Origin of the sequence: Hymenobacter sp. B81, from assembly GCF_044628455.1 — a bacterium.
In the GTDB taxonomy this organism is placed as follows: Bacteria; Bacteroidota; Bacteroidia; order Cytophagales; family Hymenobacteraceae; genus Solirubrum.
Window position 1 is genome coordinate 437,607 of sequence record NZ_JBIYZW010000002.1, and the last position, 25,742, is coordinate 463,348.

At 65.5% G+C, this 25,742-nt stretch carries 18 protein-coding genes; 8 read left to right on the forward strand and 10 right to left on the reverse strand.

Features of this window, described 5'->3' with window-relative positions; genetic code table 11:
- Positions 1-44: 44 nt before the first annotated feature.
- Together ACE191_RS12970 and ACE191_RS12975 are read right to left on the reverse strand one after the other, a co-directional pair.
- The gene (locus ACE191_RS12970; RefSeq protein WP_400192658.1) at positions 45-1,031 is read right to left on the reverse strand and encodes a phosphatidate cytidylyltransferase; all 987 of its coding nucleotides are present in this window, start codon (positions 1,029-1,031) and stop codon (positions 45-47) included.
- 66 nt (positions 1,032-1,097) lie between these two features.
- Positions 1,098-2,159, reverse strand: coding sequence for a lysostaphin resistance A-like protein (locus ACE191_RS12975; protein ID WP_400192659.1), 1,062 nt, complete (start codon positions 2,157-2,159; stop codon positions 1,098-1,100).
- Between the two features lie 222 nt (positions 2,160-2,381).
- On the opposite strand from ACE191_RS12975, the gene dusB reads away from it, so the two are divergent.
- Positions 2,382-3,371, forward strand: a complete 990-nt coding sequence (gene dusB, locus ACE191_RS12980) for a tRNA dihydrouridine synthase DusB (protein ID WP_400192660.1) — start codon at positions 2,382-2,384, stop codon at positions 3,369-3,371.
- A 273-nt stretch (positions 3,372-3,644) separates the two neighbouring features.
- Positions 3,645-4,613 carry a DMT family transporter gene (locus ACE191_RS12985; RefSeq protein WP_400192661.1) on the forward strand — a complete coding sequence of 323 codons (969 nt, stop codon included), beginning with the start codon at positions 3,645-3,647 and terminating at the stop codon, positions 4,611-4,613.
- Positions 4,614-4,619: 6 nt separating this feature from the next.
- On the opposite strand, the gene ACE191_RS12990 is transcribed toward ACE191_RS12985, so the two are convergent.
- From ACE191_RS12990 to ACE191_RS13005, 4 genes are all read right to left on the reverse strand, one after another.
- Positions 4,620-5,573 (reverse strand): lipid A-modifier LpxR family protein, encoded by a 954-nt coding sequence (locus ACE191_RS12990; RefSeq protein ID WP_400192662.1) that lies wholly within the window; start codon positions 5,571-5,573, stop codon positions 4,620-4,622.
- A 323-nt stretch (positions 5,574-5,896) separates the two neighbouring features.
- A complete protein-coding gene (locus ACE191_RS12995) occupies positions 5,897-6,205 on the reverse strand; it encodes a hypothetical protein (protein ID WP_400192663.1) in 309 nt (102 codons plus the stop codon).
- A 6-nt stretch (positions 6,206-6,211) separates the two neighbouring features.
- Positions 6,212-10,984, reverse strand: a complete 4,773-nt coding sequence (locus ACE191_RS13000) for a DUF3320 domain-containing protein (RefSeq protein WP_400192664.1) — start codon at positions 10,982-10,984, stop codon at positions 6,212-6,214.
- Between the two features lie 115 nt (positions 10,985-11,099).
- Positions 11,100-12,893 (reverse strand): amino acid permease, encoded by a 1,794-nt coding sequence (locus tag ACE191_RS13005; protein WP_400192665.1) that lies wholly within the window; start codon positions 12,891-12,893, stop codon positions 11,100-11,102.
- Positions 12,894-12,989: 96 nt separating this feature from the next.
- Here ACE191_RS13005 and ACE191_RS13010 point away from each other — a divergent pair, with 96 nt between their 5' ends.
- The 3 genes from ACE191_RS13010 (at position 12,990) to ACE191_RS13020 (ending at position 15,746) form a co-directional block, all read left to right on the forward strand.
- Positions 12,990-13,706, forward strand: a complete 717-nt coding sequence (locus ACE191_RS13010) for a carboxypeptidase-like regulatory domain-containing protein (RefSeq protein ID WP_400192666.1) — start codon at positions 12,990-12,992, stop codon at positions 13,704-13,706.
- A 189-nt stretch (positions 13,707-13,895) separates the two neighbouring features.
- Complete coding sequence (locus tag ACE191_RS13015; protein WP_400192667.1) at positions 13,896-14,642, forward strand: carboxypeptidase-like regulatory domain-containing protein; 747 nt, start codon at positions 13,896-13,898, stop codon at positions 14,640-14,642.
- Positions 14,643-14,684: 42 nt separating this feature from the next.
- Positions 14,685-15,746, forward strand: coding sequence for a lipocalin family protein (locus ACE191_RS13020; RefSeq protein WP_400192668.1), 1,062 nt, complete (start codon positions 14,685-14,687; stop codon positions 15,744-15,746).
- 183 nt (positions 15,747-15,929) lie between these two features.
- Here the strand turns inward: ACE191_RS13020 and ACE191_RS13025 are convergent, their stop codons facing one another.
- Positions 15,930-17,114 (reverse strand): ATP-binding protein, encoded by a 1,185-nt coding sequence (locus ACE191_RS13025; RefSeq protein ID WP_400192669.1) that lies wholly within the window; start codon positions 17,112-17,114, stop codon positions 15,930-15,932.
- Between the two features lie 354 nt (positions 17,115-17,468).
- Between ACE191_RS13025 and hemA the strand changes: the two genes are divergently transcribed.
- Complete coding sequence (hemA, locus tag ACE191_RS13030) at positions 17,469-18,743, forward strand: glutamyl-tRNA reductase (RefSeq protein WP_400192670.1); 1,275 nt, start codon at positions 17,469-17,471, stop codon at positions 18,741-18,743.
- 172 nt (positions 18,744-18,915) lie between these two features.
- On the opposite strand, the gene ACE191_RS13035 is transcribed toward hemA, so the two are convergent.
- Positions 18,916-19,170 carry an ArsR/SmtB family transcription factor gene (locus tag ACE191_RS13035; protein WP_400192671.1) on the reverse strand — a complete coding sequence of 85 codons (255 nt, stop codon included), beginning with the start codon at positions 19,168-19,170 and terminating at the stop codon, positions 18,916-18,918.
- A gap of 315 nt (positions 19,171-19,485) precedes the next feature.
- Here ACE191_RS13035 and ACE191_RS13040 point away from each other — a divergent pair, with 315 nt between their 5' ends.
- Together ACE191_RS13040 and ACE191_RS13045 are read left to right on the forward strand one after the other, a co-directional pair.
- Positions 19,486-20,712 (forward strand): Glu/Leu/Phe/Val dehydrogenase dimerization domain-containing protein, encoded by a 1,227-nt coding sequence (locus tag ACE191_RS13040; RefSeq protein ID WP_400192672.1) that lies wholly within the window; start codon positions 19,486-19,488, stop codon positions 20,710-20,712.
- A gap of 132 nt (positions 20,713-20,844) precedes the next feature.
- Positions 20,845-22,002 (forward strand): mechanosensitive ion channel family protein, encoded by a 1,158-nt coding sequence (locus ACE191_RS13045; RefSeq protein ID WP_400192673.1) that lies wholly within the window; start codon positions 20,845-20,847, stop codon positions 22,000-22,002.
- 110 nt (positions 22,003-22,112) lie between these two features.
- Here the strand turns inward: ACE191_RS13045 and ACE191_RS13050 are convergent, their stop codons facing one another.
- On the reverse strand, positions 22,113-23,003 hold the full coding sequence (locus tag ACE191_RS13050) for a TerB family tellurite resistance protein (protein ID WP_400192674.1): 891 nt from the start codon (positions 23,001-23,003) through the stop codon (positions 22,113-22,115).
- An 87-nt stretch (positions 23,004-23,090) separates the two neighbouring features.
- Positions 23,091-25,643 (reverse strand): AsmA-like C-terminal region-containing protein, encoded by a 2,553-nt coding sequence (locus tag ACE191_RS13055; RefSeq protein WP_400192675.1) that lies wholly within the window; start codon positions 25,641-25,643, stop codon positions 23,091-23,093.
- Positions 25,644-25,742: the final 99 nt, after the last annotated feature.

The following is a 25,742-nucleotide window of genomic DNA, read 5'->3' on the forward strand; positions in this document are numbered from 1 at the left end:
TTTCCCGGAACAGTCCTATACCGACGCCCGGGGCGCCCGGCGGCTCAGGCGAAAAGCAGCTGCAGCACCACCAGCACGGGCACCACAAACAGAAAGGCGTCGAACCGATCCAGCAGGCCGCCGTGGCCGGGCATGATGCGGCCGGAGTCCTTCATATCCACGCTGCGCTTGAGCATGGACTCGGCCAGATCCCCCAGCACGCCGAACACGGCTACCACTACCGCCGCCACCAGGCGGTGCGCGAGAGGCAGCTCGGGGATGAGGTAGCCCAGGGCCCAGCCCACCGCGAGGGTGAGCAGGCAGCCTCCCACCCAGCCTTCCCAGGTTTTGCCGGGTGAGATGCTGGGCGCCAGCTTGTGCCGGCCGAAGTTCTTGCCGGCAATGTAGGCGCCGGTATCCGCGGCCCAAACCATGAACAGCAGTCCGAATATGCGGCGGTAATCGTAGCCATCGTCGGTGAAAGCCAGCACGATGAGGCCGCTCATGGGCAGGGTGACGTAGAACAGCCCCAGCAAAGCCACTCCTACATTCGGCAAAGGGGAAAACGGGCGCTTCGCCCGCGCCCACCAGTACATTTCGCGCAGCAGTAAAATAATCGGCAGGACCAGCAGCAGGCCAACCGTTACCCGGCTCAGCAGCGGCAGTAAGGTGACGGCGTACCGCTCGGCATTGTTGTGCAGGGCCCGGCCTAACGCGGCGTCGAACCCGGGAATCAGTACGCGCGCATGGCCACTGCTTATGCCGACCGCTAGGGCGTAGGCAGTGGTGAAAATCAAGAGGCTGGCCCCTATGCCAATGAAGGCCGCCGGCTTGTAGCCGATGGCTTTCATCATGCGGTAGAACTCGCGCAGCATCAGGGCCTGAATCAGCCCGAAAAGCAGGGCAAACGTCCAGCCGCTGTACCAGATGGAGCCCAGCAGCAGCACGGCGCCGACCACGCCGGACAAAATGCGCTGCCACATGTTGGACATGGCCGGCTTGGCGGCGGGGGCAGCGGGAGAAGGAGCCGGGGAAGGAGTGGTGGGCGTCAAGCGGGGAAAGCTAGGAAACGAAAGGTGTACGGCCGCGAAAAACGCCGGGTTGGGCGCCGGCCGGGGCTAGGCGCGGGGCTGCGGCCCGGGAGCCTCGGCCACGCCGTGGCTGCTGAGGGTGTGGGCTTCGCCGGCCACGGGGGCCGCTACGGCCACGCCCCGCCCGGTAATGGTGTGCATCTCGGCCGGGACGGCGCTGCTGGCCGTCAGGCGACGCTGGTGCAGCCAGTAGAGCAGGCCCAGCGTGAGCACCGCTGAAAACAGCATGGTGTACCAGGGCAGGGCCTCGTTGGCGTCGGCGTCGAACTGAATGGTGCCGCGCTGCTGCAGGTAGAGCAGCAGCAGCTGCAGGAAGTTCTGGGCAAAGTGCGCGGCCATGGGCACCAGGATGTTGCCGCTCCAGGCGAAGAGGTAGCCCAGCAGCACGCCCAGCACCACCCGCGGCACGAAGCCAAAGAACTGGAAGTGAATGGCGCTGAACACGATGGCCGACAGCCACACGCCCCAGTGCACCGAGCCCGTCCAGCGGGTGAACTGGCGCAGCACCACCCCGCGGAAGGTCAGCTCCTCGGCAATGGCGGGCACCACGGCCACCACCAGCACCGCCACGGCAAAGCGCCCGGGCGAGGTGAAGCGGGTGAGGAAGTTGGTCAGGTCCTGGGCCTGGTCTTCCTTGAGGCGGGCCCACCGCTCGAACTCGTAGAGCCAGGCCGGCAGGTGCAGCTCGGCGTTCCAGGCAATGAGGCCCGAAAGGGCCGGAATGCTCACCGCAATCAGCAGCATGGCCAGCAGCGGCCACCACCAAGGCAGGGGCCGCCGGGGCATAAAGTAGTCGGCCACCGGCAGCCGACGCAGGCGGGCGTAGGCCAGGGCGCCCAGGCCAAAGCCCAGCAGCAGCATCAGGCCCTGGGCCCACATCAGCAGCGCCCAGCCGTGGGGGTGGTTGCGCGGCGCCCCCAGTACCACGCCCATCTGGTTGAGGTCGGTGATGCCGTAGAGCGCGGCGCTGATTACCCAGGTCAGAAACAAGCTGAAGCACACGCCCGCCAGCACCAGCACCAGCAACAGCAGCAGGGAGAGCGAGGGGTGCAGGGAGTCTTTAGCGGGAGCGGCGGAGCTGGGGGTCATGGGGCCTCGGCGGAAATGGGCGGAACTTAGCGGCGGCGGCCGCTGTAGACTACCCGCAATGGGAGCGGCAGGGCCGGCCGGAGCGCGCTGGCCCGGGTGGTCCGGTGACCCGGCTCCCGGATGCCGGAGTTTCCATGACCCTGATCCTGTCGTAAATTTGCGCAAAATACGCCAACCCGCGCCGTTCCGTTTCCGGAGCGAGGGCGGGGCGGCGCCCCTCCTATGGTTTACATCCGCGACCTCGCCCTGCCCGATTTTCCCCTGCTGCTCGCTCCCATGGAGGACGTGTCGGACCCGCCGTTCCGGGCCGTGTGCAAGCAGGGCGGCGCCGATCTGATGTACACCGAGTTCGTGTCGTCGGAGGGGCTGATTCGCGACGCGGCCAAGAGCAAGAAAAAGCTCGACGTGTTCGACTACGAGCGGCCCATCGGCATTCAGCTGTTCGGCTCCGACGTGCAGACCATGGCTGAGTGCGCCAAGATCAGCACCGTGGCCGGCCCCGACCTGATCGACATCAACTACGGCTGTCCCGTGAAGCAGGTGGCCTGCAAGGGGGCCGGCGCGGCCCTGCTGCGCGACATTCCCAAGATGGTGCAGATGACCGAGGCCGTGGTGAAAGCCACCCACCTGCCCGTGACGGTGAAAACCCGCCTGGGCTGGGACGAGACGACCAAGAACGTGGAGGAAGTGGCCGAGCGCCTGCAGGACATCGGCATCGAGGCCCTCACCATTCACGGCCGCACCCGCGTGCAGATGTACAAGGGCGAGGCCGACTGGCGCCTGATTGCCGCCATCAAGAACAACCCGCGCATCAAGATTCCCATCTTCGGCAACGGCGACATCGACTCGCCCGAAAAGGCCCTGGAGTACAAGAACCGCTACGGCGTCGACGGCATCATGATCGGGCGCGCCAGCATTGGCTACCCCTGGATTTTCCGCGAAATCAAGCACTACCTGGCTACCGGCGAGAAGCTGGCCCCGCCCACCCTGGAAGAGCGCGTGCAGGCCTGCGTGATGCATTTCGAGAAAAGCATCGAGTGGAAGGGCCCCAAAGTGGGCATCTTCGAGATGCGCCGCCACTACGCCCACTACTTCAAGGGTCTGGTGGGCGCCAAGCAGTGGCGCACCCAGTTGGTGGAAGCCCCCGCGCCCGACGATGTGCGCGCCATCCTGGCCGAAATAGCCCAGAGCGAGGCCGTGCTGGCCGATTAAATCTACTGTTTGTCATCCTTCATCTGACGTCCGCAACGCGAAGGACCTTATCACGTGAGAACGAGTCGTTGTTACGATGGCCGTTCAGCAGTGGTAAGGTCCTTCAGCTTACGCCTCAGGGTGACGGGCAACATCTCGCGCTGACCGACGAATGGGCCGGCAGCGGCAACTATGCGTTCGATAGGATGACGGACAATAGTTAGCGCCACTACCCGCAACATCCGCAAGAAACCGGCGCAGCCACCTGCGCGGATGTTGCGACCTTTGCGGCCCATGTCTACCAGCTCTACTCCTGCCCCCGCAGCCGCCGCGGCCCCTGCTTCTCCCACCGTAGCCGGACCGCCCCCGCACCAGCCCACCACGCTGGCGGCCTGGCTGCTGCTCATCGTGCTGGCCTGCATCTGGGGCACCTCCTTTATTCTGATGAAGAAGGGGTTGGTGGTGTTTTCGGCCCTGGAGCTGGGTGCTACCCGCGTGACGGTGGCCGCTCTGCTGCTATTTCCCTTCTCGCTGAAATACCTGCGCCGCGTGGAGCGCAGCCGCTTTAAGTGGCTGCTGCTGAGCGGCGTGGTGGGCACGCTCATCCCGGCCTTCCTGTTCGCCTACGCCGAAACCAAGCTGGCCTCGGGCCTGGCCGGGGTGCTGAACGCCCTCACCGTGGCCTTTACCCTGCTGATGGGCGCGTTGTTTTTCGGGCAGCGCATCACCTGGCTGCGGGCGGTGGGTATTGCGGCGGGTTTGCTGGGCACGGTGGTGCTGATGGGCCTGGGCGGCAGCGGCGGCGAGGCCACGCCCACCGGCGAAGGCAACGCCTGGTACGGGCTCTACATCGTGCTGGCCACGCTGGGCTACGGCATCAGCATCAACATCATCAAGCAGCACTTCCACGGCATTCCGTCGGTGGCGGTAACCGGACTGCTGCTCATGCTCATCGGCGGGCCGGCCGCGCTGTACCTGCTGCTCGGCACCGACTTTCTCTACAAGCTGCAACATGCCCCCGGCGCCTGGGAGGCCTTCGGCTACATTGCCCTGCTGGCCACGCTGAGCACGGCCGTGGCGATGGTGCTGTTCAACAAGCTCATCCAGCAGTCCACCGCCCTGTTTGCCTCGTCCAACACCTACCTGGTGCCCATCGTGGCGCTGGGCTGGGGCCTGCTCGACGGCGAGGTCATCAACGCCTGGCACCTGGTGGGCATGGTCATTATTCTGCTCAGCGTGTTCATTCTGAATCGGGCTAAGTAACCATGCCTAGAAGGCCGTTTGCAGACCCAGGCGCAGCCACCGGTGGGAGCGGCCCCCGCTGAACTCGGGCGTGAGGTGCACAGCGGCTACTTCTAGCGAGGTACCTTCATAAGCAATGACCACGCTGACGGTACCGCGCAGCACCACCCGCCTCACTTCGCTGGTTGACAAAGTGTACGGGTTGTCGCGGTTCAGCAAGCCGCCCTGCAACGTGGCGTTGTACCCCACGGCCCGCGCTTCGCCCTGGGCTTGGGCATACAACTGCAGCCGGCGCAGGCCGGCACGGTGCGGCCGGGCGGTAGTGCCCAGGTTTTGAAAATACGGGTTCAGCCGCCCGGCCCGCAGCGTGGCACCGACGCCGGCGTGCGTGTAGAGCGTGCCAAGGGAAGCCTGGGTAGCGCCCAGCAGTTCGGCATTGCGCCCGGCAGCAAGCAGTTGCCTCTCGTACCGCACCTCGTAGCCCAGCACCAGATCGTGTTGCACCTGATAATTCCAGCCGCGGGGTGTGGGCGAATCGAGCCAGCGGTGCAAGGTGGTTTGGAAGCCCTTAGCGCCCGCCCCCGGCCCGAGGTAACCCAGGTGCAGGGCCGAGCTCAGCCGCTGCCGCCGGGCGGGGTGGTTGGCCACGCGAAACAGCGCGGCATAGATGTAGGAAGCATAAGGCCGGTCGCCCACCCGAATGAAAGCATCCTGAATGCGCAGCGGCGTGAAACCATCGTAGTGCAGCTTCACGCCGTAGTACTGGGTGGCCCCGGGCTTGCTGTTCAGCAGGATACGCGAGGTAGGCAGGCGGTGCATGGCCGGGTGCACCGCCTGCAGCGTCATGCCCTGCGTGTAGTAGTAGTCGGTACGAAAGCCGGCGTCGTTGGCAAAGGTGTAGCTGATGAGGCGGTCGGCGCTGACGGTGCTATCGGCCGTGCCCCCCTGCCCCTGCGCACCGCTGGCCGCTGCCAACGCCATTCCTCCAAGCAACCAGATCCTTCGCATAGCAGCCCTACCTACGTAACTGCCCCCGCAGGCCGGTTTGCCTGGTGGCTTGCAAAGGTCGATACTGGTTTTACCGGCGTCCAACAGAGAGTACCTTCCAAGCGCCCCGTCACCAACTTGCTGAGTGGCTCGCAGCGGCCGGATTGGTACAACAACAGGATCAGCGCTGGTAGCAAGCCAGCCATTTCACGTGGGCGGCAACGGCAACTCGTACCCGGCACGGTGGGAATGAAACCTTCCAGAAGAAACGAGAGCAGGAAGGATTGGTCAAGCGGCAGGTTGTGTCGTACTGCTCATTAAAAGCGTGGATTGAATAGCTTTTGTCCCTTGAGCGGAGTCAGCTCTTCCATTGGAATATCCGTTTGTTCCGCATAGCCAATCAGCAGTTCTTCAAAGCTGGCATAAGGAATGGTTTCGTCCCGAAGAAACTCCTCCGCAACGATGTTGGCTTCCGATATTTCGGATAGATAAAGTTTATAGATGCCTTCCCAACGCTGGATGCCGACCGATAACCAACAACGCTGACCATTACGCTCGTAACAGAAGGTTTTCCCGATCTGCTTGCCGGCTTCTACCCAGCTGCGCACCCGATCAAGGCTGCCCATACGCTCTTATTCCGCCGGCCTCAGTATTCCGTTCACTTCCAGCAACTCGCCCCGCTCCAATAGTTTGGCTAGCACGGGTTCCAGCTGTTGGCGCATGTCGTCGCTGAGGCGGGTGAAGCCGAGCAGGCGCACCGTGGCCAGGCAGGCCGCGTCGCGGTCAATGGCGAAGCTCTGCTTCACTACCTGGCGCAGGGCGCGGGCCAGTTCCTCGGGCGCAATGAGCGGCAGCTTGCGCGAGGCGGCGGTCAGCAGGGCGCGGCTGCGCAGGGGCGGCTCCTGCATGGAGTTTTCCCACAGGAAGTCCCCCTCACGGCGCAGGTGGCGCAGATTCGCGGCCAGCTTGGCGGCCTCTTCCACGGTGCGCTGCATGCGTGCACCCACCTGCCGGGCTCCGCTGGCCTGGGCCAGCCGCCGCGTGGCCTCGTCGATGTGCACCGGGCTTTCCACGCGCACTACCTGCGTGAGCCAGCCCGCGAGCTGCCCCAGGCCGTGCTGGTGCAAGTCGCGGTGCCCTATGGCAGCTGGCAGCTGAGCCAGCTGATAAGGCTCGGCCACAGCCTCAGGTGTTGCCGGGGCGTCTTCCCGTGCGATACCGGTGGGCACGGCCGCCAGCTCTTCCGCGGCGTCCTGTTCATCGGCATCGTCTTGCGCGGCCTCGCGGCGAGCGGCTTCGATGGCCTGCACGGCGCGCTCGGTTTCGGCGGCGGGGTCGCGCAGCCAGTCGGTGCTCCAGATGCGGTGCAGGCGCCAGCCCACGTTTTCGAGCACCTGCTGCCGCAGCCGGTCCCGGTCGCGGGCCGAGCGCGCCGAGTGGTACATGGCCCCGTCGCACTCGATGCCCAGCACGTAGCGCCCCGGCTGCTCGGGGTCGACCACCGCCAGGTCGATGTAGAAGCCCTGGGAGCCGATCTGCGGACGCACCACGTAGCCGCGGGCCGTGAGGGCGCGGTGCACGGCCTCCTCGAAGGGCGACTCCATTTCACGGCCGGTTTCCTCATTCTGGTTCAGGCGGCCGTGCTGGGCAAAGTTCAGGAAGGTCTTGAGCGCCGCCACGCCTTTGCTCGGGGTGCGGTTCAGGTCGAGGTCGTCGGCGGTGAGGTTGGTGAATACCTCGCAGCGCTGCTTGGCGCGGGTGATGAGCACGTTGAGGCGCCGCTCACCGCCCTCTCCGTTCAGCGGCCCGAAGCTCATGGTGAGGTAGCCGTCCTGGGTGCGCCCGTAGCCTACGCTGATCAGAATCACGTCGCGCTCGTCGCCCTGCACGTTTTCCAGGTTTTTCACGAAGAAGGGCTCGTGCGGGTGGCGGTTGAAGAAGCCCTCGGTTTCGGGATGCTGCCGCCGCAGTCGCTCCAGCGCATCCTCAATGGCCTGCCGCTGGGCCGTGCTGAAGGCCACCGCCCCCAGGGTCAGCTGCGGGGTGTGACGGGCGTGGCGCAGAATAGCCTCGGCCACGGCCTGGGCTTCCAGCGGGTTGGTGCGGGTGGTGCCGCGCTCGTAGTGCGTGTCGGGCAAGTGATGGTACACCAGCCCCAGCTGCCCCTGCCCGCCGGGGCTGGGAAAGATGACCAGCTTGTCGTCGTAGAACAGGTGGTTGGAGGCAGCAATCAAGGACTGGTGCAGCGAGCGGTAGTGCCAGCGCAGCATGCGCTCGGGCATCTGCCGGGCCTTGCACAGCTCCAGAATGCTTTGCATGTCGGCCGTCACGTTTTCCTCGTCGGCCTCTTCCCCGCCCCCAGTCAGCGAGTCGAAGAAGGAGGTGGGCGGCAGCTGCTTGGAGTCGCCGACCACCACCAGCTGCCGGCCGCGGGCAATGGCGCCGAGGGCGTCCACCGGCTTCACCTGCGAGGCTTCGTCGAACACCACTAGGTCGAACTCCACCGCGCCGGGCAGCAGGAAGCTGGCCACCGACAAGGGCGACATCATGAACACCGGCTTGATGGCCTGCACCGCCCGCCCGGCCTGCTCCATGAGGCGACGCAGCGGCAGGTGGCGGGTTTTCTTGCCAAACTCGTTGCGCAGCAGCAGCATCTGGCCGCCGGCCTGCGGATTGGGCAGCTGCTCGTGGTGCTGGCGCATAGCCCGCACGCGGTTGTGGTGCAGGGAGCTGAGGTCGGCCTGGCGGAAGCGGGCGGCGGTTTCTTCGTGGCTGGCCCGCTCAAACTGCCGCAGCGCCGGGTGCTGCTCGTAGGCCTGCTTCTGCAGGTATTCCAGCCAGGTCTGGCGCATAGCCGCCTTGAGCTGCGCCGCCGCCGGGGCCCAGGTTTCGGCCAGCTGCACCAGCTCGGGCAGGTTTTCGGTTTCCACCGCAGCGGCCACGTTGTTCCACTCCGTTACCAGGCGCAGCGCCGGCACGTCGGCTGCCCAGGCGGTAAGAGTAGCAACTTGAACAGCAAAGGGCTGGAACTGCAGCCGGCCGTCGGGCCCGAAGCGGCGCGGCTCGTTGAGCTGCAGCGCATCGGCCACGGCCTGCACGGCGGTGCGCTGCCGTGCCAGCGCGGCTTCGAGCGCGGCCAGCGGGGCATCCAAGGCTTCAGGGCGGGTGTTTTGGGCCAGGTAATCGAGCAAGGATGCCGGCAGCTGCCCCTGCGCGATGCGCTGGTGGGTGAGCATGAGAAAGTCGACGGCCACCTGCAGCGCGGGCCAGTCGGAGCGCAGCCCTTGCCAAGCCGGGCCCAGCAGCGGCGCAGCCCACGACTCGGCCGCGGCGACGGTCTGAGCATGGCGAGCGGCTTCGTGAACGGCATCGATGGCGGCCACCAGCGGCGCGGCTTCGGCGGGCAACGGGCCGCGCCACAGGCTTTGCAGGCGCTTGCGGGCCCGGCGGTAGTCGCCCACCAGGAATTTCCACCACTTCCCGCCGTAGCTCAGCAGGGCGGTGCGCTCGGTCAGCAATTGCTCCTGCCAGGCTTCGGGCAGCAGTGGGGCATCGTACTGCCGGTGCAGCGCCGCGTGGACCGCGCCGGCCTGTAACACTTCCGCTAAATGCGTGACCTGGCGTGACCAAAGCGGGCTGCTGACGTCGGCGCCGGGCAGCGCGGGCACCAGCCGGGCGTGGCGGGCGGCGGGCAGCAGGGCCTCGGCAGCGGCGCGGTCGGCGGGAATAGGCTGATGTAGCAGCGTGGCCAGGTCGTAGGCGGCGGCTTGCAGGGTTTCCACGGCGGCCTGGGCGGCGCGGAGTTTTTCGGTTAGTGCGGCCTGCTCGGCGGGGAGCAGCACCGTCAGCTCGCTGCCCCAGAACAGCAGCTGCCGGGGCGGCCCCACTTTCTGCAGCGTGGCCTGCAGGCGCGCAGCCGCGTCTTCGGCCTGGGCAGCCGTGGCGTCGGTCCAGTCGGCCAGGGTGGGGAAGGCAATGCGCGGCAGCTCAGTGGCGCCGGGCTGCTGGCGCAGCTGCAGCAGCTCACCGGCCACCTGCTGGGCGGTACGGCGGCTGCGGCCAATGGGCGCGTTGACTGCCAGGGCGTAGCCGTTGAGGGCGGCACGGTAGCGCGGCAGCTGGGTTATCTGGTCTTCTACGGCGGTAGCCGCGGCCGGGCGGCCCAGCCCCAGGGTAGCTTTCAGCTCGTCGTGCAGGGCTTTTTTGTTGGCCTTGTGCGAGTGCAGCTCCAGGCAGGCCGCGCCCAGCCCCAGGCTGTCGAGGCGGCGCTTCACCACTTCCAGGGCCGCCATTTTTTCGGCCACGAACAGCACCCGCTTGCCCGCCCCGATGGCCTCGGCCAGCAGGTTGGCAATGGTCTGCGACTTGCCGGTGCCGGGCGGGCCCTGCACCACCAGGTTGCGGCCCTCGTGCACGGCCAGCAGCGCCAGCAGCTGCGAGGAATCGGCGTCGAGGACCTGGTGCAGCTCGTGGGCGGGGCTTTCGGTGTCGAGAAAGGCCGAATCGGGGATGCTGGGCGCCGGGTCCTGGAAGCCGGTATCGGGGCCGAGCAGGGCCTGGATGGCGGGGTGGTCGAGCAGGCTGGCTTCGGCGGGCCAGGCGGCCGGGTCCAGGTCGCGGTAGAGCATAAACTTGCCGAACGAGAAGAAGCCCAGCGCAATGTTGTCGGGCTCGACCTGCCAGCGTTCCATGACCCGTACGGCTTCGGCCACGGCGCTCAGGTAGTGGGCCACGCCGGTTTCTTCGTCCAGCTCGGGGAGCTTCAGGCCAAAGTCGGCTTTGAGCCGGGCCTGCAGCGAAAGGTTGTCCTCCACTTCGGCCCCGGTGTGGCGCAGCTTGAACCGCTCGGCGGCGGTGCCGCGCTCCAGCAGCACCGGCACCAGCACCAGCGGCGCCCGGCGCGGCTCCGGGCTGCCGGCGGTTTCGTACCAGGTGAGCTGGCCCAGCGCGAGGTACAAGATGTTGACGCCCTGCTCTTCCAGGCTGGTGCGGGCGGTGTAGTAGGTGTTCAGCAGCCGGCTTTCCAGCTTGTCGGCCGGCTCGTCGGTCTGCAGCTTGTTGTCGTAGGCCTCCGCCCCTGGGGCCACCTCCACGGTAGAGGGTAAGCCAGTCGGCAGCTCTACTGCTCCGCTCCCTGCCTGTGCTGTTTCTGCAGGCACGCTCGGCTCAGCGGCAGTCTGCTCTACCCCAACGGATTTGCCTTTTCCGTTTGGCGCTGCCTGGAAATACATGGTCTTGCCCTGGCGCACTAGCACCTCGTATACGGCCGCCGACTGCTCGCGCAGCACCGTCACGCCGCGGGCCGATGAAGGGCGGTAATTCAGCAGCGGATTGCGCAGTCCCAGGTCGAGCAGTTCCTGCCGGGAGGCGTGTAGCTTGGCTTGCAGCTGATCGGGCGTAGACATCGACACGAGGTAAAGGGACTGTGCAAGTTAGGATGGCGGCCCCGGCCGGCAAGCACGACAAAGCCCGGCCGCATGGTCAGCAGCCGGGCTTTGTCAGCGGTCAGATCTATTGGCGTTACCGGCGGGGGCGGCGCAGGTGCTGGCCGGGGCGCACGCCGGGCGTAGGGCTGAGCTTGCTGTGCACGTAGCCGTAGCTGAAGTAGATGCTCAGGCCAATGACCAGCCAGCCGCCGAACAGCAGCCAGTTGCTTATGCCCAGCTGCGTCATCAAATACAGGTTGGTGAGCAAACCCAGCACCGGCAGCAAACTTAGATTCTTGGTGAACGACACCACGCTCATCCCCACGCAGAACAGCAGGAACACCAGCATGGGAATTTGGTGGCGGAAGCCCTCGTAACCTTCTTGGAAGCTCACCAGGCGCAGGAACTCGTTCACGTTGTCGCGGTTGTACACCAGCACCAGCCCGCCGATTACGGCCAGAATCAGCGGCACCAGAAAGCGGCCGTTCAGGTAAGGCACCTTGAAGCGCGCCTCGGAAGTGCCGTGGGGGTCGATGACGAGGATGCCGCCGCACACCAGCGCAAAAGCGAACAGCGTGCCGATGCTCGTCAGGTCGATAACCAGGTCCATGTTCAGCAGCAGGGCCGGCACGCCCACGAACAGGCCCGTGACGATGGTGGCAAACGAGGGCGTGTGAAACCTGGGGTGCACCTTAGAAAACACCTTGGGCAGCAATCCGTCGCGGCTCATGGTCAGCCAGATACGGGGCTGGCCGATCTGGAACACCAGCAGCACCGAGGTCATGGCGAAGATGGCCGACACGGCCACCACGCCCGCTAGCCAGTCGAGGCCTACTTTCTCGAACACGAAGGCCAGCGGGTCGCCCACGCCCAGCTCCTTGTAGCTCACCATGCCGGTGAGTACCAGCGTGATGACCACGTAAAGCACCGTGCAGATAATGAGCGAGTAGATCATGGCGCGGGGCAGGTCGCGCTGCGGGTTCTTGCACTCCTCGGCGGTGGTGCTGATGGCGTCGAAGCCGATGTAGGCGAAGAACACGGCCGACACGCCCTTGAGCACGCCGCCCACGCCGTTGGGAGCAAAGGGGCTCCAGTTGGCGGTTTTCACGTAGAATGCGCCTACCACGATGACCACCAGCACCACCGTCATCTTGAGCAGCACCAGCAGGTTGGAGGCCGTTTTCGATTCCTTGATGCCGATGTACACCAGCGCCGTTACCAGTGCCGTGATAAGGAAGGCGGGCAGGTCGCACACCAGCTTCACGTCGCCCAGCAGCGCGGGCGCGGCGTTCCACACTTTGTAGGCTTCCAGCTGAGCCGGAGTTGCCTCGCTCAGGGGCTTGCCGGCCTGCATCAGGTCGAGCACGGCGTGGAAACCCTCGTAGGCGCTTTGGGTGCCCATGGTCAGGTAGGCCGGCAGATGCACGCCCATGCCCTCGAGCAGCCCGGTAAAGTAGTCCGACCAACTGATGGCCACCACGATGTTGCCCACGGCGTACTCCATGATGAGCGCCCAGCCGATAATCCAGGCCACCAGCTCGCCGAAGGAGGCGTAGGCGTAGGTGTAGGCCGAGCCCGAGACGGGAATGGTGGCCGCGAACTGCGCGTAGCACAGGGCCGAGAAGGCGCAGGCAATGGCGGTGAAAACGAACAGCAGCGACACGGCCGGGCCGCCGTCGTGCGAGGCGTTGCCGATGGTGCTGAAGATGCCCGCCCCGATAACGGCGGCAATGCCCAGCGAAGTCAGGTCACGCACCGTCAGGTGTCGGGCCAGGCCGCCTTCGCTCACGGCGCCTTCAACGTCGCCGGGATGAGCGGCCGCATCGGCCGGGGGGTTGTGGAGAATGGTCGCCAGGTCTTTGCGGCGAAACAGGGATTTGGAAGCCATTCGACGAGTAGTCGGGAAAAAAGAATAAGGCCGAAAAGATAGAGAATAATGCGGCGGGGCCGGCGTTTCGCTGTCATGCCTGCCCATTATTCCGTCATGCCGTACGTCTCCCTCGATTCGCCCTGCCCGCAGCCCTGGCAGCACCTCACGCCCACCGACGCGGGCCGCTACTGCAGCAGCTGCGCCAAGGTGGTGGTAGACTTCACTGCCATGAGCGACGCCGAGGTGCTGGCATTCCTCGCTGACAATCAGCACACCGCTACCTGCGGGCGGTTTCGGGCCAGCCAGCTCAGCCGCCCGCTCCAGCCGCAATTGCCCGTGGCCGCTCCCACCGCCCAGGCCTGGGCCGCGGCCGCCCTGGCCCTGGTGCTCAGCAGCTGCGCCGACCAGCCGCCGCTGCCGTCCGCGCCGGAAACGCCGGCCGTAAGCCAGAAAGAGTTTGTCGTGCGGGGCCGCGTGACAGACCGCGACTCGGGCCAGCCGCTGGCCGGCGCCTACATCACCGTTCTGCACGACACCACCCGGCAGGTGCGCAGCCAGGCCGACGGCACGTTTACCATGCCGCTGCCGGAGCAGCTGCGCGGCACTAAGCTGGTGGTAGCAGGTATGTTAGAACCGCAACGCTGGTGTCTGGCGCGCGTGGTAAAAGCCGAGCCGGAGGTGCTGGTAAGCTTGCAGCCTATGCCGGAGGAGTCAATAGCCATGGGCGAGGTGCAGCTATCCTCGTACCCTGGTTACCAGCCCGGCGACACGCTGTTTCCGCCCAAGCTGACTACCATTCGGTTTATTCCTCCCGACGTTGACGGGTACTGATGCGCAACTGCCGAAGCCGAAGCGTAAAAAAAGCGTTGGGGCGGGTCCAACCCGCCCGGCCCTGATATTAAACGAGTTGGAGCCTGTTCAGTCCCTGAAAAACCGGGCTGCGTGCTGAAATGCATTGCCGGCTGCTGTGGAACCCCCGTTGCCGGCGCATCTATCTGGGGCAACCTTGCTCCCCGCTCCATGCCCCGCCCCACCGTTAGCCTCGCCGTTCCGCAGCCCTGCTCGGAAAGCTGGGCCGCCATGTCGCCCGCCGCGGGTGGCCGCCACTGCGCCGCCTGCCAGAAGGTGGTCATCGACTTCACCCAGAAAACCGATGCCGAGCTGCTGGCTTTCCTGCGGCAGCGGCCGGGCCCGACCTGCGGCCGCTTCGCCGCCGGGCAGCTCAACCGCCCGCTGCAGCCAGCCGTGACGCCGGCACCCTGGCGTAGCTGGCTGGCCGCCGCGGTAACCCTGCTGGGTGTGCGTGAGCTGGCGGCTGAAAACGCTCAGGCTCAGCAGCCCCGTGCCGAGCAGCGGCAGGTACCCATGCAGGCCTGGCCCATCGAGGTAGAGCGCACTGCTGCTACTTCAGTCGGGTATTCGGTCATACGGGGACGGGTGGTAGATGGCTCAGACAGTACTGGGCTGCCCGGAGCAACTGTGCTGATCAGCAATACGCAACTCCGTGTCACTACCAATGCCGACGGCACCTTCCAGCTCCTGTCTCCATCGGAGCTGAACTCCACAGGTTCAGGACTGCTGGTTGAATTCAGCTCTGTTGGCTACTTAACTCAGCAAGTTATCCTCAGCTCCAATGAAACCTGCATGGTACAGATGCAAACCGATGTAAAAGGAATGTTAGCAGGGGTGGTAGATGTAGGCGTTAACCGACACTGGTACGCCCCGCGCAGCATCTGGTGGCGCCTCACCCGGCCCTTCCGGCGCTGAGGCCCGGAAACCTTTCGGCCCGGGTCCGGCTTATCCTTCCCGATGAACAAGCTGCTTCCGGCCCTGGCGCTGCTGCTCACGCTGCTCAGCCCGGCCTGCTCCCTCAAGCCCACTACCAAACACGACGTACAAGCCCCCCAGGCCCAGCTGCCCCAGGAAGAAGCCCCGCACCGGCGCAACTCCCTGGAGTGGTGGTACTTCACCGGCCACCTGCGCGACTCCCTCTCGGGCCAGCAGTACGGGCTGGAATACGTGTTCTTTCACTTCAACCCCACCGGCCGGAAGGACCACCTGATGGTGAACGTGGCCCTCACCGACCCGCAGCAAAAGCGCTTCCGCTACGACTACGAGTGGCGCGGCCTCAAAAACGAGTTGCCCTCCACCCTGCCCCTCGACCTGAGCCTTCGCAAGCAAGACCAGACCTGGACCCTGCGCGGGCAGGAAGGCCGCTACCAGCTGCACGCCGACCTCACCAGCCACCCCGGCTACGGCCTCAGCCTGCGCACCGAGCCCGCCAAGCCCGTGCTGCTGCACGGCGGCACCGGCTACGAAAACTACGGCAACATTGCCACGGCCGGCTACTACAGCTACCCGCGCCTGAGCACCCGCGGCACCCTGCTCATCAATGGGGAGAAACGCCCGGTGAGCGGCGAGCTGTGGTACGACCGGCAGTGGAACTGCGGCGCGGTTACCCGCAAGGACATTGGCTGGGACTGGTTCAGCATTCAGCTCGACGAGCCCCGCGAGGAGCTGATGCTCTACGCCGTGTACGACAAGAACAGCACCCGTAAAATCGGCGGCGGCACGCACAACAGCGTCCAGAGCCAGAACACCCACCTCGGCGAAAGCGACTTTCAGCTCGAAACCCTCGAGTACTGGACCTCGCCTAAGTCCAAGCTGCGCTACCCCAGCAAGTGGCGGGTGCGCGTGCCCAGCCAGGGCTACGACCTGGTGATTGAGCCCGTGATGCCCGAGCAGGAGCTCACGCTCAAGCTCATTGCCGGCATCCGCATGTACTACTGGGAGGGCATGTGCCGCGTCACCGGTACCCGCCACGGCCAGCCCGTGCGCGGCAACAGCTACGTGGAAATTACCAACCGGTAAGGGTGACAAGCAACAGGTGACACGTGACAGGTTGATGCCCTGTCAGGTGCTACATAAGCCAACAGCAAAAGGCCGGCCGCTCGAATGAGCAGCCGGCCTTCTGTTTGGTTAAGACCTGTTACTTGTCACGTGTGACGTGTTACCAAAAACCTGTCACGTGTCACCTGTCACCTTATCACCTAATCAAGCATTCAGCAGCACCCGGAAGGTGGTGCCCTTGCTCACCTCCGACCAGCGCACGTACAGGCGGCCGTTGTGGTAGTTCTCCACGATGCGCCGGGCCAGAGCCAGCCCCAGTCCCCAGCCGCGCTTCTTGGTGGTGTAGCCGGGCTGAAACACAGTTTCAATCTTGCTCTTGGGAATGCCCTTGCCGGTGTCGGTGATGTCGAGGGCAATCTGCTTGTTCTGGCGGCCGCCATGGCGGATGATGAGCGTGATGCTGCCGCGCCCGTCCATGGCGTCGACGGCGTTTTTGCAAATGTTTTCGATGACCCACTCCAGCAGGGGCACGTTTACCTTGGCCGTGGTGCCGGGCTCCAGCAGGCTCTCCACCTTGAACGCCACCTTACGCGACACCCGCACCTTGAGGTAGTCCACCGCCCGCTCGGCCACCTGGTAAATATCCTCGTCCCTGAGAATGGGCACCGAGCCGATGTTGGAAAACCGCTCGGTGATGATTTCCAGCCGCCGGATGTCCTTGGCCAGCTCCTCCACGATGGGCTCGTCGCGGAAGCGCTCCGATTCCTTTAGGTACGACTGCCAGGCCATCAGCGAGCTGAGCGGCGTGCCCAGCTGGTGGGCGGTTTCCTTGGCCAGGCCCACCCACACGCGGTTCTGCTCGGCGCGGCGCGAGTAGCTGAACGCGAAGTAGGCAATGATGCCCAGCGAGGCAATGACGGCCAGCTGCACCAGTGGGTAGGTGCGCAGCTGGCCCAGAATCAGGGAGTCCTTGTAGTAGATGTAGTTGCGCGCGCCGGCTCCCAGCTCCACCACAATGGGCGGGTGCTGGGCGCGCATCTCGGCTATTTCCAGCCGCAGGTACTGGTCGCGGTCTTCCTCGCTGAGGCGGGCGGGCAGGTTCAGGTTGCGGTAGTCCAGCACGTTGCCGTCGGCATCGGCCCAGATAACCGGGATGGTTTTGTTGCCCACGATTATTTCGGTGGACACAAACTGCACGTTGGCGTCGTCCGACTCGGTGTTGATGGTGAAGCGCAGGGCCTTGGCGTAGAGGTCGATCTGCTGCTGCTCGCGCTCGGAAAGGCGGCTGACCAGCAGGTTGGTGTAGATGACCGTAACGGCGCCGATAACCAGCGCCAATACCACGATCAGCAGCTTGATGCGGGATTTTTGGTCGTAAATGGGCAGCACGGGCAAAAAGAAAGTCGTGGCCGGCCAACCCGAAGCCGGCCCGCTACGCGTACGTTGGCGAAGGTACGCAGCCGCGGCGGCCAGGGTCGCCCCGGGCCAGACCGCGGCGGGCATCACATCATCAAGTGATTGATCTTCCGACGCTTGCTGCGCACCTTTGTAAAAGCTGACGATTACCCGGTTTGCCCGCCCGGCCAGCTGATTTTCGTCAGTTTGGCCCGCGCCGGGCCCGGTTTAACGCCGGGAAACCCCGTTTTAACCGAAAGGCTGAACTCCTAAGCAGTTTTAGGGTTTTTACCTACCGATTTGCGCCGTAATTTTGCTCCCCACATCTACGCCGTCGTAGCTCCCGCTATGAACCATCCTTTCAAGGCTGTTGGTCTTTCCTTCAAAACCGCGCCGCTCGCCATCCGCGAGCTGATTGCGTTGGACGAAGCCGCCTGCCGCCGTTTCCTGGATACGTTGCGCAACGAGCTGGGCCTCTCGGACCTACTCGTGCTCAGCACCTGCAACCGCACGGAAGTATTCTATGCTTCTGAGCGTGATCAAAGCCCGGCCATCATCGAGGCCCTCGGCCAGCTCAAGGGCGTGGCCGACGTGGACGCCTTCTACGAGTACTTCACCCTCTACAACACCTGCGACGACGCCGCCCAGCACCTCTTCGAGGTAGCCATGGGCCTCGACGCCCAGGTAGTGGGCGACCTGCAGATTGCCAACCAGGTGAAGCGCGCCTACCAGTGGTCGGCCGATGCCGACGCGGCCGGCCCGTTCCTGCACCGGCTGCTGCACACGGTGTTCTTCACCAACAAGCGCGTGCAGCAGGAAACCTCGTTCCGCGACGGGGCCGCCTCCACGTCCTACGCTGCCCTGGAGCTGGTGGAGGAGCTGACCGCCGACGTGGCCAACCCCCGCGTGCTGGTGGTAGGCCTGGGCGAAATCGGCGCCGACGTGTGCCGCCACCTGGCCGACAGCAAGGAATTTACCGACGTGACCATCTGCAACCGCACCCGCGCCAAGGCCGACGCCTTGGCCGAGGAGTGCGGTGGCCTGAAGGTGCTCGACTTCGAGAACCTGGTCGACGGCCTGCAACAGGCCGACGTGATTATCTCGTCGGTCGCCCGCGACACGCCTTTCTTCACCGCTGAGATGGTCAGCCGGCTCGACGTGCTCAGCTACAAGTTCTTCATCGACCTGTCGGTGCCGCGCAGCATCGAGGCCGAGGTGGAGGCCGTGCCCGGCGTGCTGGTGTACAACATCGACGCCATTCAAAGCCGGGCCAACCAGGCCCTGGAGCAGCGCTTGGCCGCCGTGCCGCAGGTGCGCGCCATTATTGCCGAGAGCATGACCGGCCTGCACGACTGGTCGCGCGAGATGCTGGTGTCGCCCATCATTCACCGCATGAAGGAAGGTCTGGAGCAGATTCGGCAGGAAGAGTTGGACCGCTACCAGAAAAAGCTGGGCCCCGACGAAGCCAAGCGCCTGGACGATATCACCAAGTCGCTGATGCAGAAGGTACTCAAGCGCCACGTGCTGCAGCTCAAAGCCGCCTGCAAGCGCGACCAGGCCGACCAACTGCTCGACGTGCTCAACGATTTGTTTGACCTGGAGCGCCAGCCCACCCAGGCCTAAGTCCGGGCTGCACCGACCCTGCGCCCTGCAAAACTCAAGTGGCGCCCCAGCTTAAAGCCGGGGCGCCACTTTATTTATATTCCTGGCCTTGGGCAGCCCCAATCAGCGGGCAGCAAAAAGCCCCGTTTTGGTGGACGGGGCTTTTGGCCGGTGGATGGCGGCGGGGCGGGGGTTACATCGCGTCGCAACACTCCTCGAGCGAATCAATCACGTCGAGCAGCTTGGGAATGGATAGCGAGTAGTAGATCTTGGTGCCCACCTTGAACGACGACAGAATGCCGCGGTCCTTCAAGGTGATGAGGTGCTGAGAAGCAATGGCCTGCGGCAGGCCGAGCGTGCGGTAAATTTCCGTCACGGTCATTTTATCTTCCTTCCCCAGCAGATCGACGATGGCCAGGCGCTTGGGGTGAGCCAAGACCTTGAGCATCGCGGCAGCCTGATCCACTTTTTTGGATTCAACGCGTGAAAGCAGTGGTTTCATGGAGGCTTGCAACGGTGGACAGTTCTTTATCGAGAGAGTACGCGTAATACGTGCGCCCTATACTCCAAAGTTCCTATAATCTTGGGCCAGCCCTAAGTTTTTTGACTTCTTCCGCGGCAGCCGGGCTTCTGCCAAGAATCCGCAGCGGTAAAATCGGGGCGTTTCCCGGGCTCGGTGTACCTTTGGCCGCGTACTTTGCCGCCGGGCTTGTGCGGCGAATTTGTTGGACTTTTTTTTGTTTCCCCTACCCCTCTTCCTCCCATGCGCGACCTGCTAGCCACCTTCGAGAACAAGCGTCCCGAAATCGTTTTTGAATGGAAAGACTCTGAAACCGAGGCCGAAGGCTGGGTGGTCATCAACTCGCTGCGGGGCGGGGCGGCCGGCGGCGGCACGCGCATGCGCAAGGGCCTCGACAAGCGTGAGGTCGAGAGCCTGGCCAAAACCATGGAAGTGAAGTTCACCGTGTCGGGCCCGGCCATCGGCGGTGCCAAGTCGGGCATCAACTTCGACCCCCAGGACCCGCGCAAGCGCGGCGTGCTGGAGCGCTGGTACCGGGCCGTGATTCCGCTGCTGAAAAACTACTACGGCACCGGCGGCGACCTGAACGTGGACGAGATTCACGAGGTAATTCCCATCACCGAAGACTACGGCCTGTGGCACCCGCAGGAAGGCGTGGTAACGGGCCACTACCGCGCCACCGAGCCGCAGAAAATCCAGAAAATCGGCCAGCTGCGCCAGGGCGTGGTGAAGGTGGTAGAGGATGAGCAGTTCACGCCCGACCGCGCCCGCCGCTACACCGTGGCCGACCTCATTACCGGCTACGGCGTGGCCGAGGCCGTGCGCCACTACTATGCGCTGTGGGGCGGCGAGCTGACGGGCAAGCGCGCCATCATTCAGGGCTGGGGCAACGTGGGCGCCGCGGCGGCCTACTACCTGGCCCAGCAGGGCGTGCGCATCACCGGCATCATCGACCGGGCCGGCGGCCTGCTGAATGCCGAGGGCTTTTCCTTCGAGCAGATTCGCGAGCTGTTCCTTAGCCGCCAGGGCAACGCCCTCACGGCCGATAACGTGCTGCCGTTTGAGCAGATCAACGAGCAGGTGTGGAGCAGCGGGGCCGAAATCTTCATTCCGGCCGCGGCCTCGCGCCTGGTCACCCGCAGCCAGGTAGAGCAGCTGTTGGCCGGCGGCCTCGAAGTCATTTCCAGCGGCGCCAACGTGCCCTTCGCCGACCCCGAAATCTTCTTCGGCCCCACCGGCGAGTACGCCGACGCCCACACGGCCGTGGTGCCCGACTTCATTGCCAACTGCGGCATGGCCCGGGTGTTTGCCTACCTGATGGAAACCAACGCCGAAATCACCGACCAGGCCATCTTCGGCGACATTTCGCGCACCATTCTGCGGGCCCTGGAGCGCACCCACAAGCAGGGCGGCCAGCCCGTGCAGATTGCCCGCACCTCCTTCGAGCTGGCCCTGCGCCAGCTGGTGTAAGTGGTATTGGGTAGTTGGTAGCAGGTATTGGGTAATGCATTTCGGCCCTGGAGTAGTCGGCGGCAGCTCGGCTCCCATCCTCCCATTACCTGCTACCAACTACTCAATACCCGGTACCCAATACTGTAAGCCATGACCGTACCCGAACTTCTCAACCAACGCTTCCTGGGCAATACCGTGGGCCAGTTCATGGTCTGCGGGATTATTCTGCTGCTGGGCTTCGGGCTGCGGCGGCTGCTCTCGCGCTTTCTGTCGGGCGTATTCTACCGGCTCACCAAGAAGTACACGGCGGGCGTATCGCAGCAGCAGCTCAATGCCCTGCTGATTCAGCCCCTGTCGGTGGTGCTGTTTTTGTTCACGCTCTTTCTGGCCTTCAACGTGCTCGACTACCCGGTGCGGGTTACGGATATCGGCCAGAACGAGCCCTGGATCAAGAAGGTCGCGTTTCGGCTCTACCAGATGGGCGTTATCTGGGCCATGGCCTGGGTGGTGCTGCGCCTCATCGACTTTGCCGAACTGGTGTACCGCCGCCGGGCCGAGTTCACGACCAACGTCAACACCCGCCTCGATGCGCAGTTCATTCCCTTTGCCAAGGACTTCGTGAAGGTGCTGGTGCTCATTTTCGCCTTTCTGGTGATGTTGGGCCAGGTATTTGCCGTGAACGTAACGGCCCTGATCGGCGGCCTGGGCATCGGCGGTTTGGCCGTGGCCTTCGCCGCCAAAGAGAGCCTGGAAAACCTCATTGCCTCGTTCACTATCTTCCTCGACCGGCCCTTTCAGGTGGGCGATTTGGTGAACGTGGGCGGCATTTCGGGTACGGTCGAGAAAATCGGCTTCCGCAGCACCCGTCTGCGCACGGCCGAGAAAAGCTACGTGACGGTGCCCAACCGCTCGATGATCGACAAGCCCCTCGACAACCTGTCGCTGCGCACCTCGCGGCGGGTGAGCTTCACGCTGAACTTCGGCCACGAAACCTCCCGGGCCCAGCTGCTGGCCGTGGCCAGCGAGCTGCGCGAGGATCTGCGGCAGCGCCCGGCCGTGGTGCCCGAGGAAGTACAGATCAAGCTGGCCGCCCTCACCCAGACCGGCCGCGACCTGTCGGTGCAGTACTTCGTGCAGGTGGCTACCTACGACGAATACCTGGACCTCAAGGAGCAGGTGAACTACCGCATCCTGGAGATTGTGGAGGCCCACCACGCCACTTTCGCCACCAACACCACCGTGGTGCAGATGTCGCCCTGGGCGCCCACCGGCGCCGCCGACCCGGCCGGGGGCCACCCGGTGCTCTAGCCCCGAGCCCACGCAAACCAGTACGGTCCCGGCCGAAGCAGCTTGCTTCGACCGGGACCGTTTTCGTGTTGGCTATATCCTGGCAAGCAGCGCCGGGAGAAATTGGGGGCCTAGCGACGCCCGCCCATCAGACCGCCGAGCAGGCCGCCCAAGCCGCCGCCCATCAGCCCGCCCAGACCGCCGCCGCCGGCCGTGCGTGCGCCCATGCGCGGCTGGCCGCCCAGCCCGCCCAGCACCGACATAATGGTGCCCAGGCCGCCACCCATCCGGGCCATGCCGGCGTTGGGGTTGCCGCCGGTTACGCCGCCGAGCAGGCCACCCAGCGGGCTGCCGCCGCCCATCAGGCCGCCGAGCAAGCCCCCCAGGCCACCGCCGCCCATACCGCCCATGCCCCCCATCATACCGCCCAGGCCACCGCCCATGCCACCCATGCCCATTCCGGCCGAGCGGCGGCCGCCCATCACGCGCGACAGCACCATGGGCGCCAGCACGGTGAGCAGCCCGGTTACGGCCGTTTCGGGCGGAATGCCCACCTGCCGCAGCTTGTCGCCGATGCCGCCCAGCAAGCCGCTGCCCGTGCTCGGAGTTTCCTCGGGGTGCTGGGCCTGCTCACTGGCCACCTGCTCCAGCGTCTGCACCTGCTGCTGGTTCACGCCCAGGTAGGTCGAAATCTTGTTGATCATCTGCTCCTCGTCGGGCGCGTAGTTGCCATCGGCGCGGGCAAAGCTGATGAGGTCCTTCACCAGCGAAAAGCGTAGCTCACTGTTCTTGAGCTGATTGAGGTTGCCCGCGATGCTCTCGTTGGTTGAATCCTGCGCGGCGGCTACTACCTGCTGGCTACCCTGGGCCGAGAGGCCGGCGGCCTGCGCCAGCTGCTGCAGAAACTCGACCTCGGGAGCCGAGGCTTCGCGGTCGGCCGAGGCAATGCTGGCCACTACGCTGAGGTAGGCGGTTTTTTCGGCTTCGGAATACTGCTGGAGGATTTGTTGCTCGTTGGCCATGATGCAGGAGGGAGTTTGGGTTGAGGAAAAGCGTGTCCTGCGCTTACGGCCTCTCGTCGCAAATGTTGATGCTCGTCGGTAACGCGCTCAGAAGTCAAAATACTCGCCGGGCTGGGGTACGGCCGGTTTCTTTTCCGCAGGCTTCAGCGGGGCCCTGAGCACCTCGCGCAGCCGCGGCGCCGGGGCTGGAGCGGGGCTTTCGGTGGTGGCCACGGCCGGGGCTTCGCGGCCGCCGGCGGGCCGCGGGCCGCGCCGGGCTTGGGCCCGCTGTCGGTCGTAGCCCACGCGGAAGTTGTCCTCGTCGCCCCACACGTGCAGCAGCAGCTCGGGCCCCTGGGCCGTGGCCAGGGCGCCGTCGGCCGTGCGCAGCACCGGGCGGCGCAGGCCCGGCAGCAGCGGAATGGCCAGGTGGTAGTCCATCTGCTGATCGAAGGTGTGAGTGCCCGTCACGCTGAGGCGCGCGGCGGCCCGCACGTTGGAGCGAATGTCCATTTCGGGCACGTACACCGTGCCGCTCTGGATGTAGATGGTGTTGGTCAGCTCGTCGAAGCGCAGGCGGCGCAGCTGCTCGCGACTGGCCACCATCGACAGCTTCTGCAGGGGCGCGAAGTTGTTCAGCTCCCCGCGCCGCACGGTGGCGTGCACCTCAGCCTCAAGCTTGTCGGTGAGGGGGCGCAGCTGCGGGGTGAAAAACAGGTCGGCATCGGCCGTGGCCGTCAGCTCGCCGCGCAGGTGGCGGTCGGTCAGGAAGCCCTGGCCGAAGTTCTCGAAGCTGTAGAACAGGCTGTCGAGCGGCACTTGCCGGCACGAAGCCACGGTGCGCACCTGCACCAGCCCGGCCTGGCGCGCATCGAGCGAGCCGCGCACCGCAAACTGCCCGCCAGCCGCCCGCAGATTGATGCCGGGCGTGCTCAGCACCTGGCGCTGCAGGCGCACCGTGCCCGCCAGCGCCCGAGCCCGCACCCGCCGAAACCGCAGCCGCTCCACGCGGGCGTTCAGGTCGAGGGCCAGCGCGGGCGGTAGCTCGAAGGCGTATTCCGGGTTGGCAGCCGCGACCCGGCCAGCGCCGGGCGCTTTGGCAGGGGCCTGCGCGCTCAGCAGCTCATCCAGATTCACGAAGCGCGCGGCTACGTCGGCCTCGATGCGCAGCTCCTGCCGGGGCAGCAGCAGCCAGCCCAGAGCATTGCCAAACAGCCCACTCAGGCGAAAGTCCGACTGCCCGAAGCGCCCGCGAAAATCGGTTACGGCCACGTCGTTGCGGCGCAGCAGCAGGCTGCCGCGCAGGTCGGTGAAGGCTGGCTGCAGGGCGCGCAGTTGCAAACTCACGCCGCGCAGCTCCAGCTCGCCGGCCACCTGGCTGGCTGCCCGGGCCGGGTCGCGGCGAAACGCGCGCAGGTTGCCGCGCAGGCGGGCGTCGAGGCGGGCCAGGCCGCTCCCCTGGCGCACCGCCGGCGTGGGATAGAAGCGCAGCACGTCGGCCACGTCCAGGTCGGCGCGCAGGGTCAGGTCAATGTCGGGGTCGGCGAAGTTGGCGTAGCGCAGGCGGCCGCTGAAGGCCCGGCCGCGCAGCTGGCCGCGCACCTGGTCGAGCACCAGCACCGAGTTGCGCGCCGCAGCCGGCTGCCCGTTGCTGAACGAGCCGCTCAGGTGCAGCTGCTCTAGGGTCTGCCGGGTATTGGGGTGGTACAGCGAGGCGCCGCGGCAGCCAAACTTCAGGTCGATGCGGGGGCTTTGCCGCGCCGACAGCTCGCCGCGTACCGTGCCGCCGAAGTATACCTCACCGCGGCTGCGGTAGGCCGCCAGCGGCGCCCGCAGCCGCGGCGGCAGCAGGGCCAGCAGCCCGGGCACGTCGGTTTGCCGCCCGCTCACGCGCAGGTCGAGGTGAGTAGCGCCGCCCCAGCCCACCTGCCCCGCCAGCTCATAAGCCGCTTCGTCGATGCGCAGCTCGGCCGGCCGCAGCGTCAGCCGCTGATTCTTACGGTCGAGCAGCAGCTCCGCAGCCAGTGTCAGCTCGCGCTGCGCCAGGTACTGGTCGCGCCCCAGGTGCAGGCCTTCCACCCGCAGCGGGCCGCGCACATTCAGCCAGATGGAATCGGGCGCAATGCTGAGGGCGGCGGTCAGGTCGTGGGCCTGCCCGGCGTAGCGGTGATGCAGCAGCGAATCGGCCAGACTCAGGGCCACGCCCCGCAGGCGCACCCGCTCCAGGGTAAAGGTGACGGGTTGGGCATTGGCGCTGGTATCGGCCCGGAACACCTGGTAGTTGGCTTCTCCCCGCGCATCGTGGCGCAGGCGCAGGTAGCCGCCGCTTAGGGTAAGGCTGCGGATGCGGTAGCGCCCGGTAAGCAGGTCCCAGGCATCGAAGGAGCAGTGCAGGTGGGGCAGGCGCGCCAGCAAAGCCGTGTCGGCGGGCAGGGAGCCGCGCACCCGCACGTCGTGCAGGGCAATGCTCACCCGGGGAAAGTCGGCCCACCACGCCAGCTCCAGGCGCCCCACCTGCACGGGAGTGCGCAGGTGCTGGTTGGCCGCGGCCACGAACAGGCCGATGATGCGGTCCTGCCCCAGCCACAGCACTGCCGTGGCCCCGAGGAGTAGCAGCAGCAGCGCGAACAGGCCCCGCCGCACTATTTTCAGTCCCCGCACCCGAATTTTTCTGGTTGAAAGTGAGTTGATTGCGTCAAAACGCCGCTTTTTGGCAAAAATTTTATGCCCTAAATGTCGGCAAAGAGTTGTGCTTTCCGA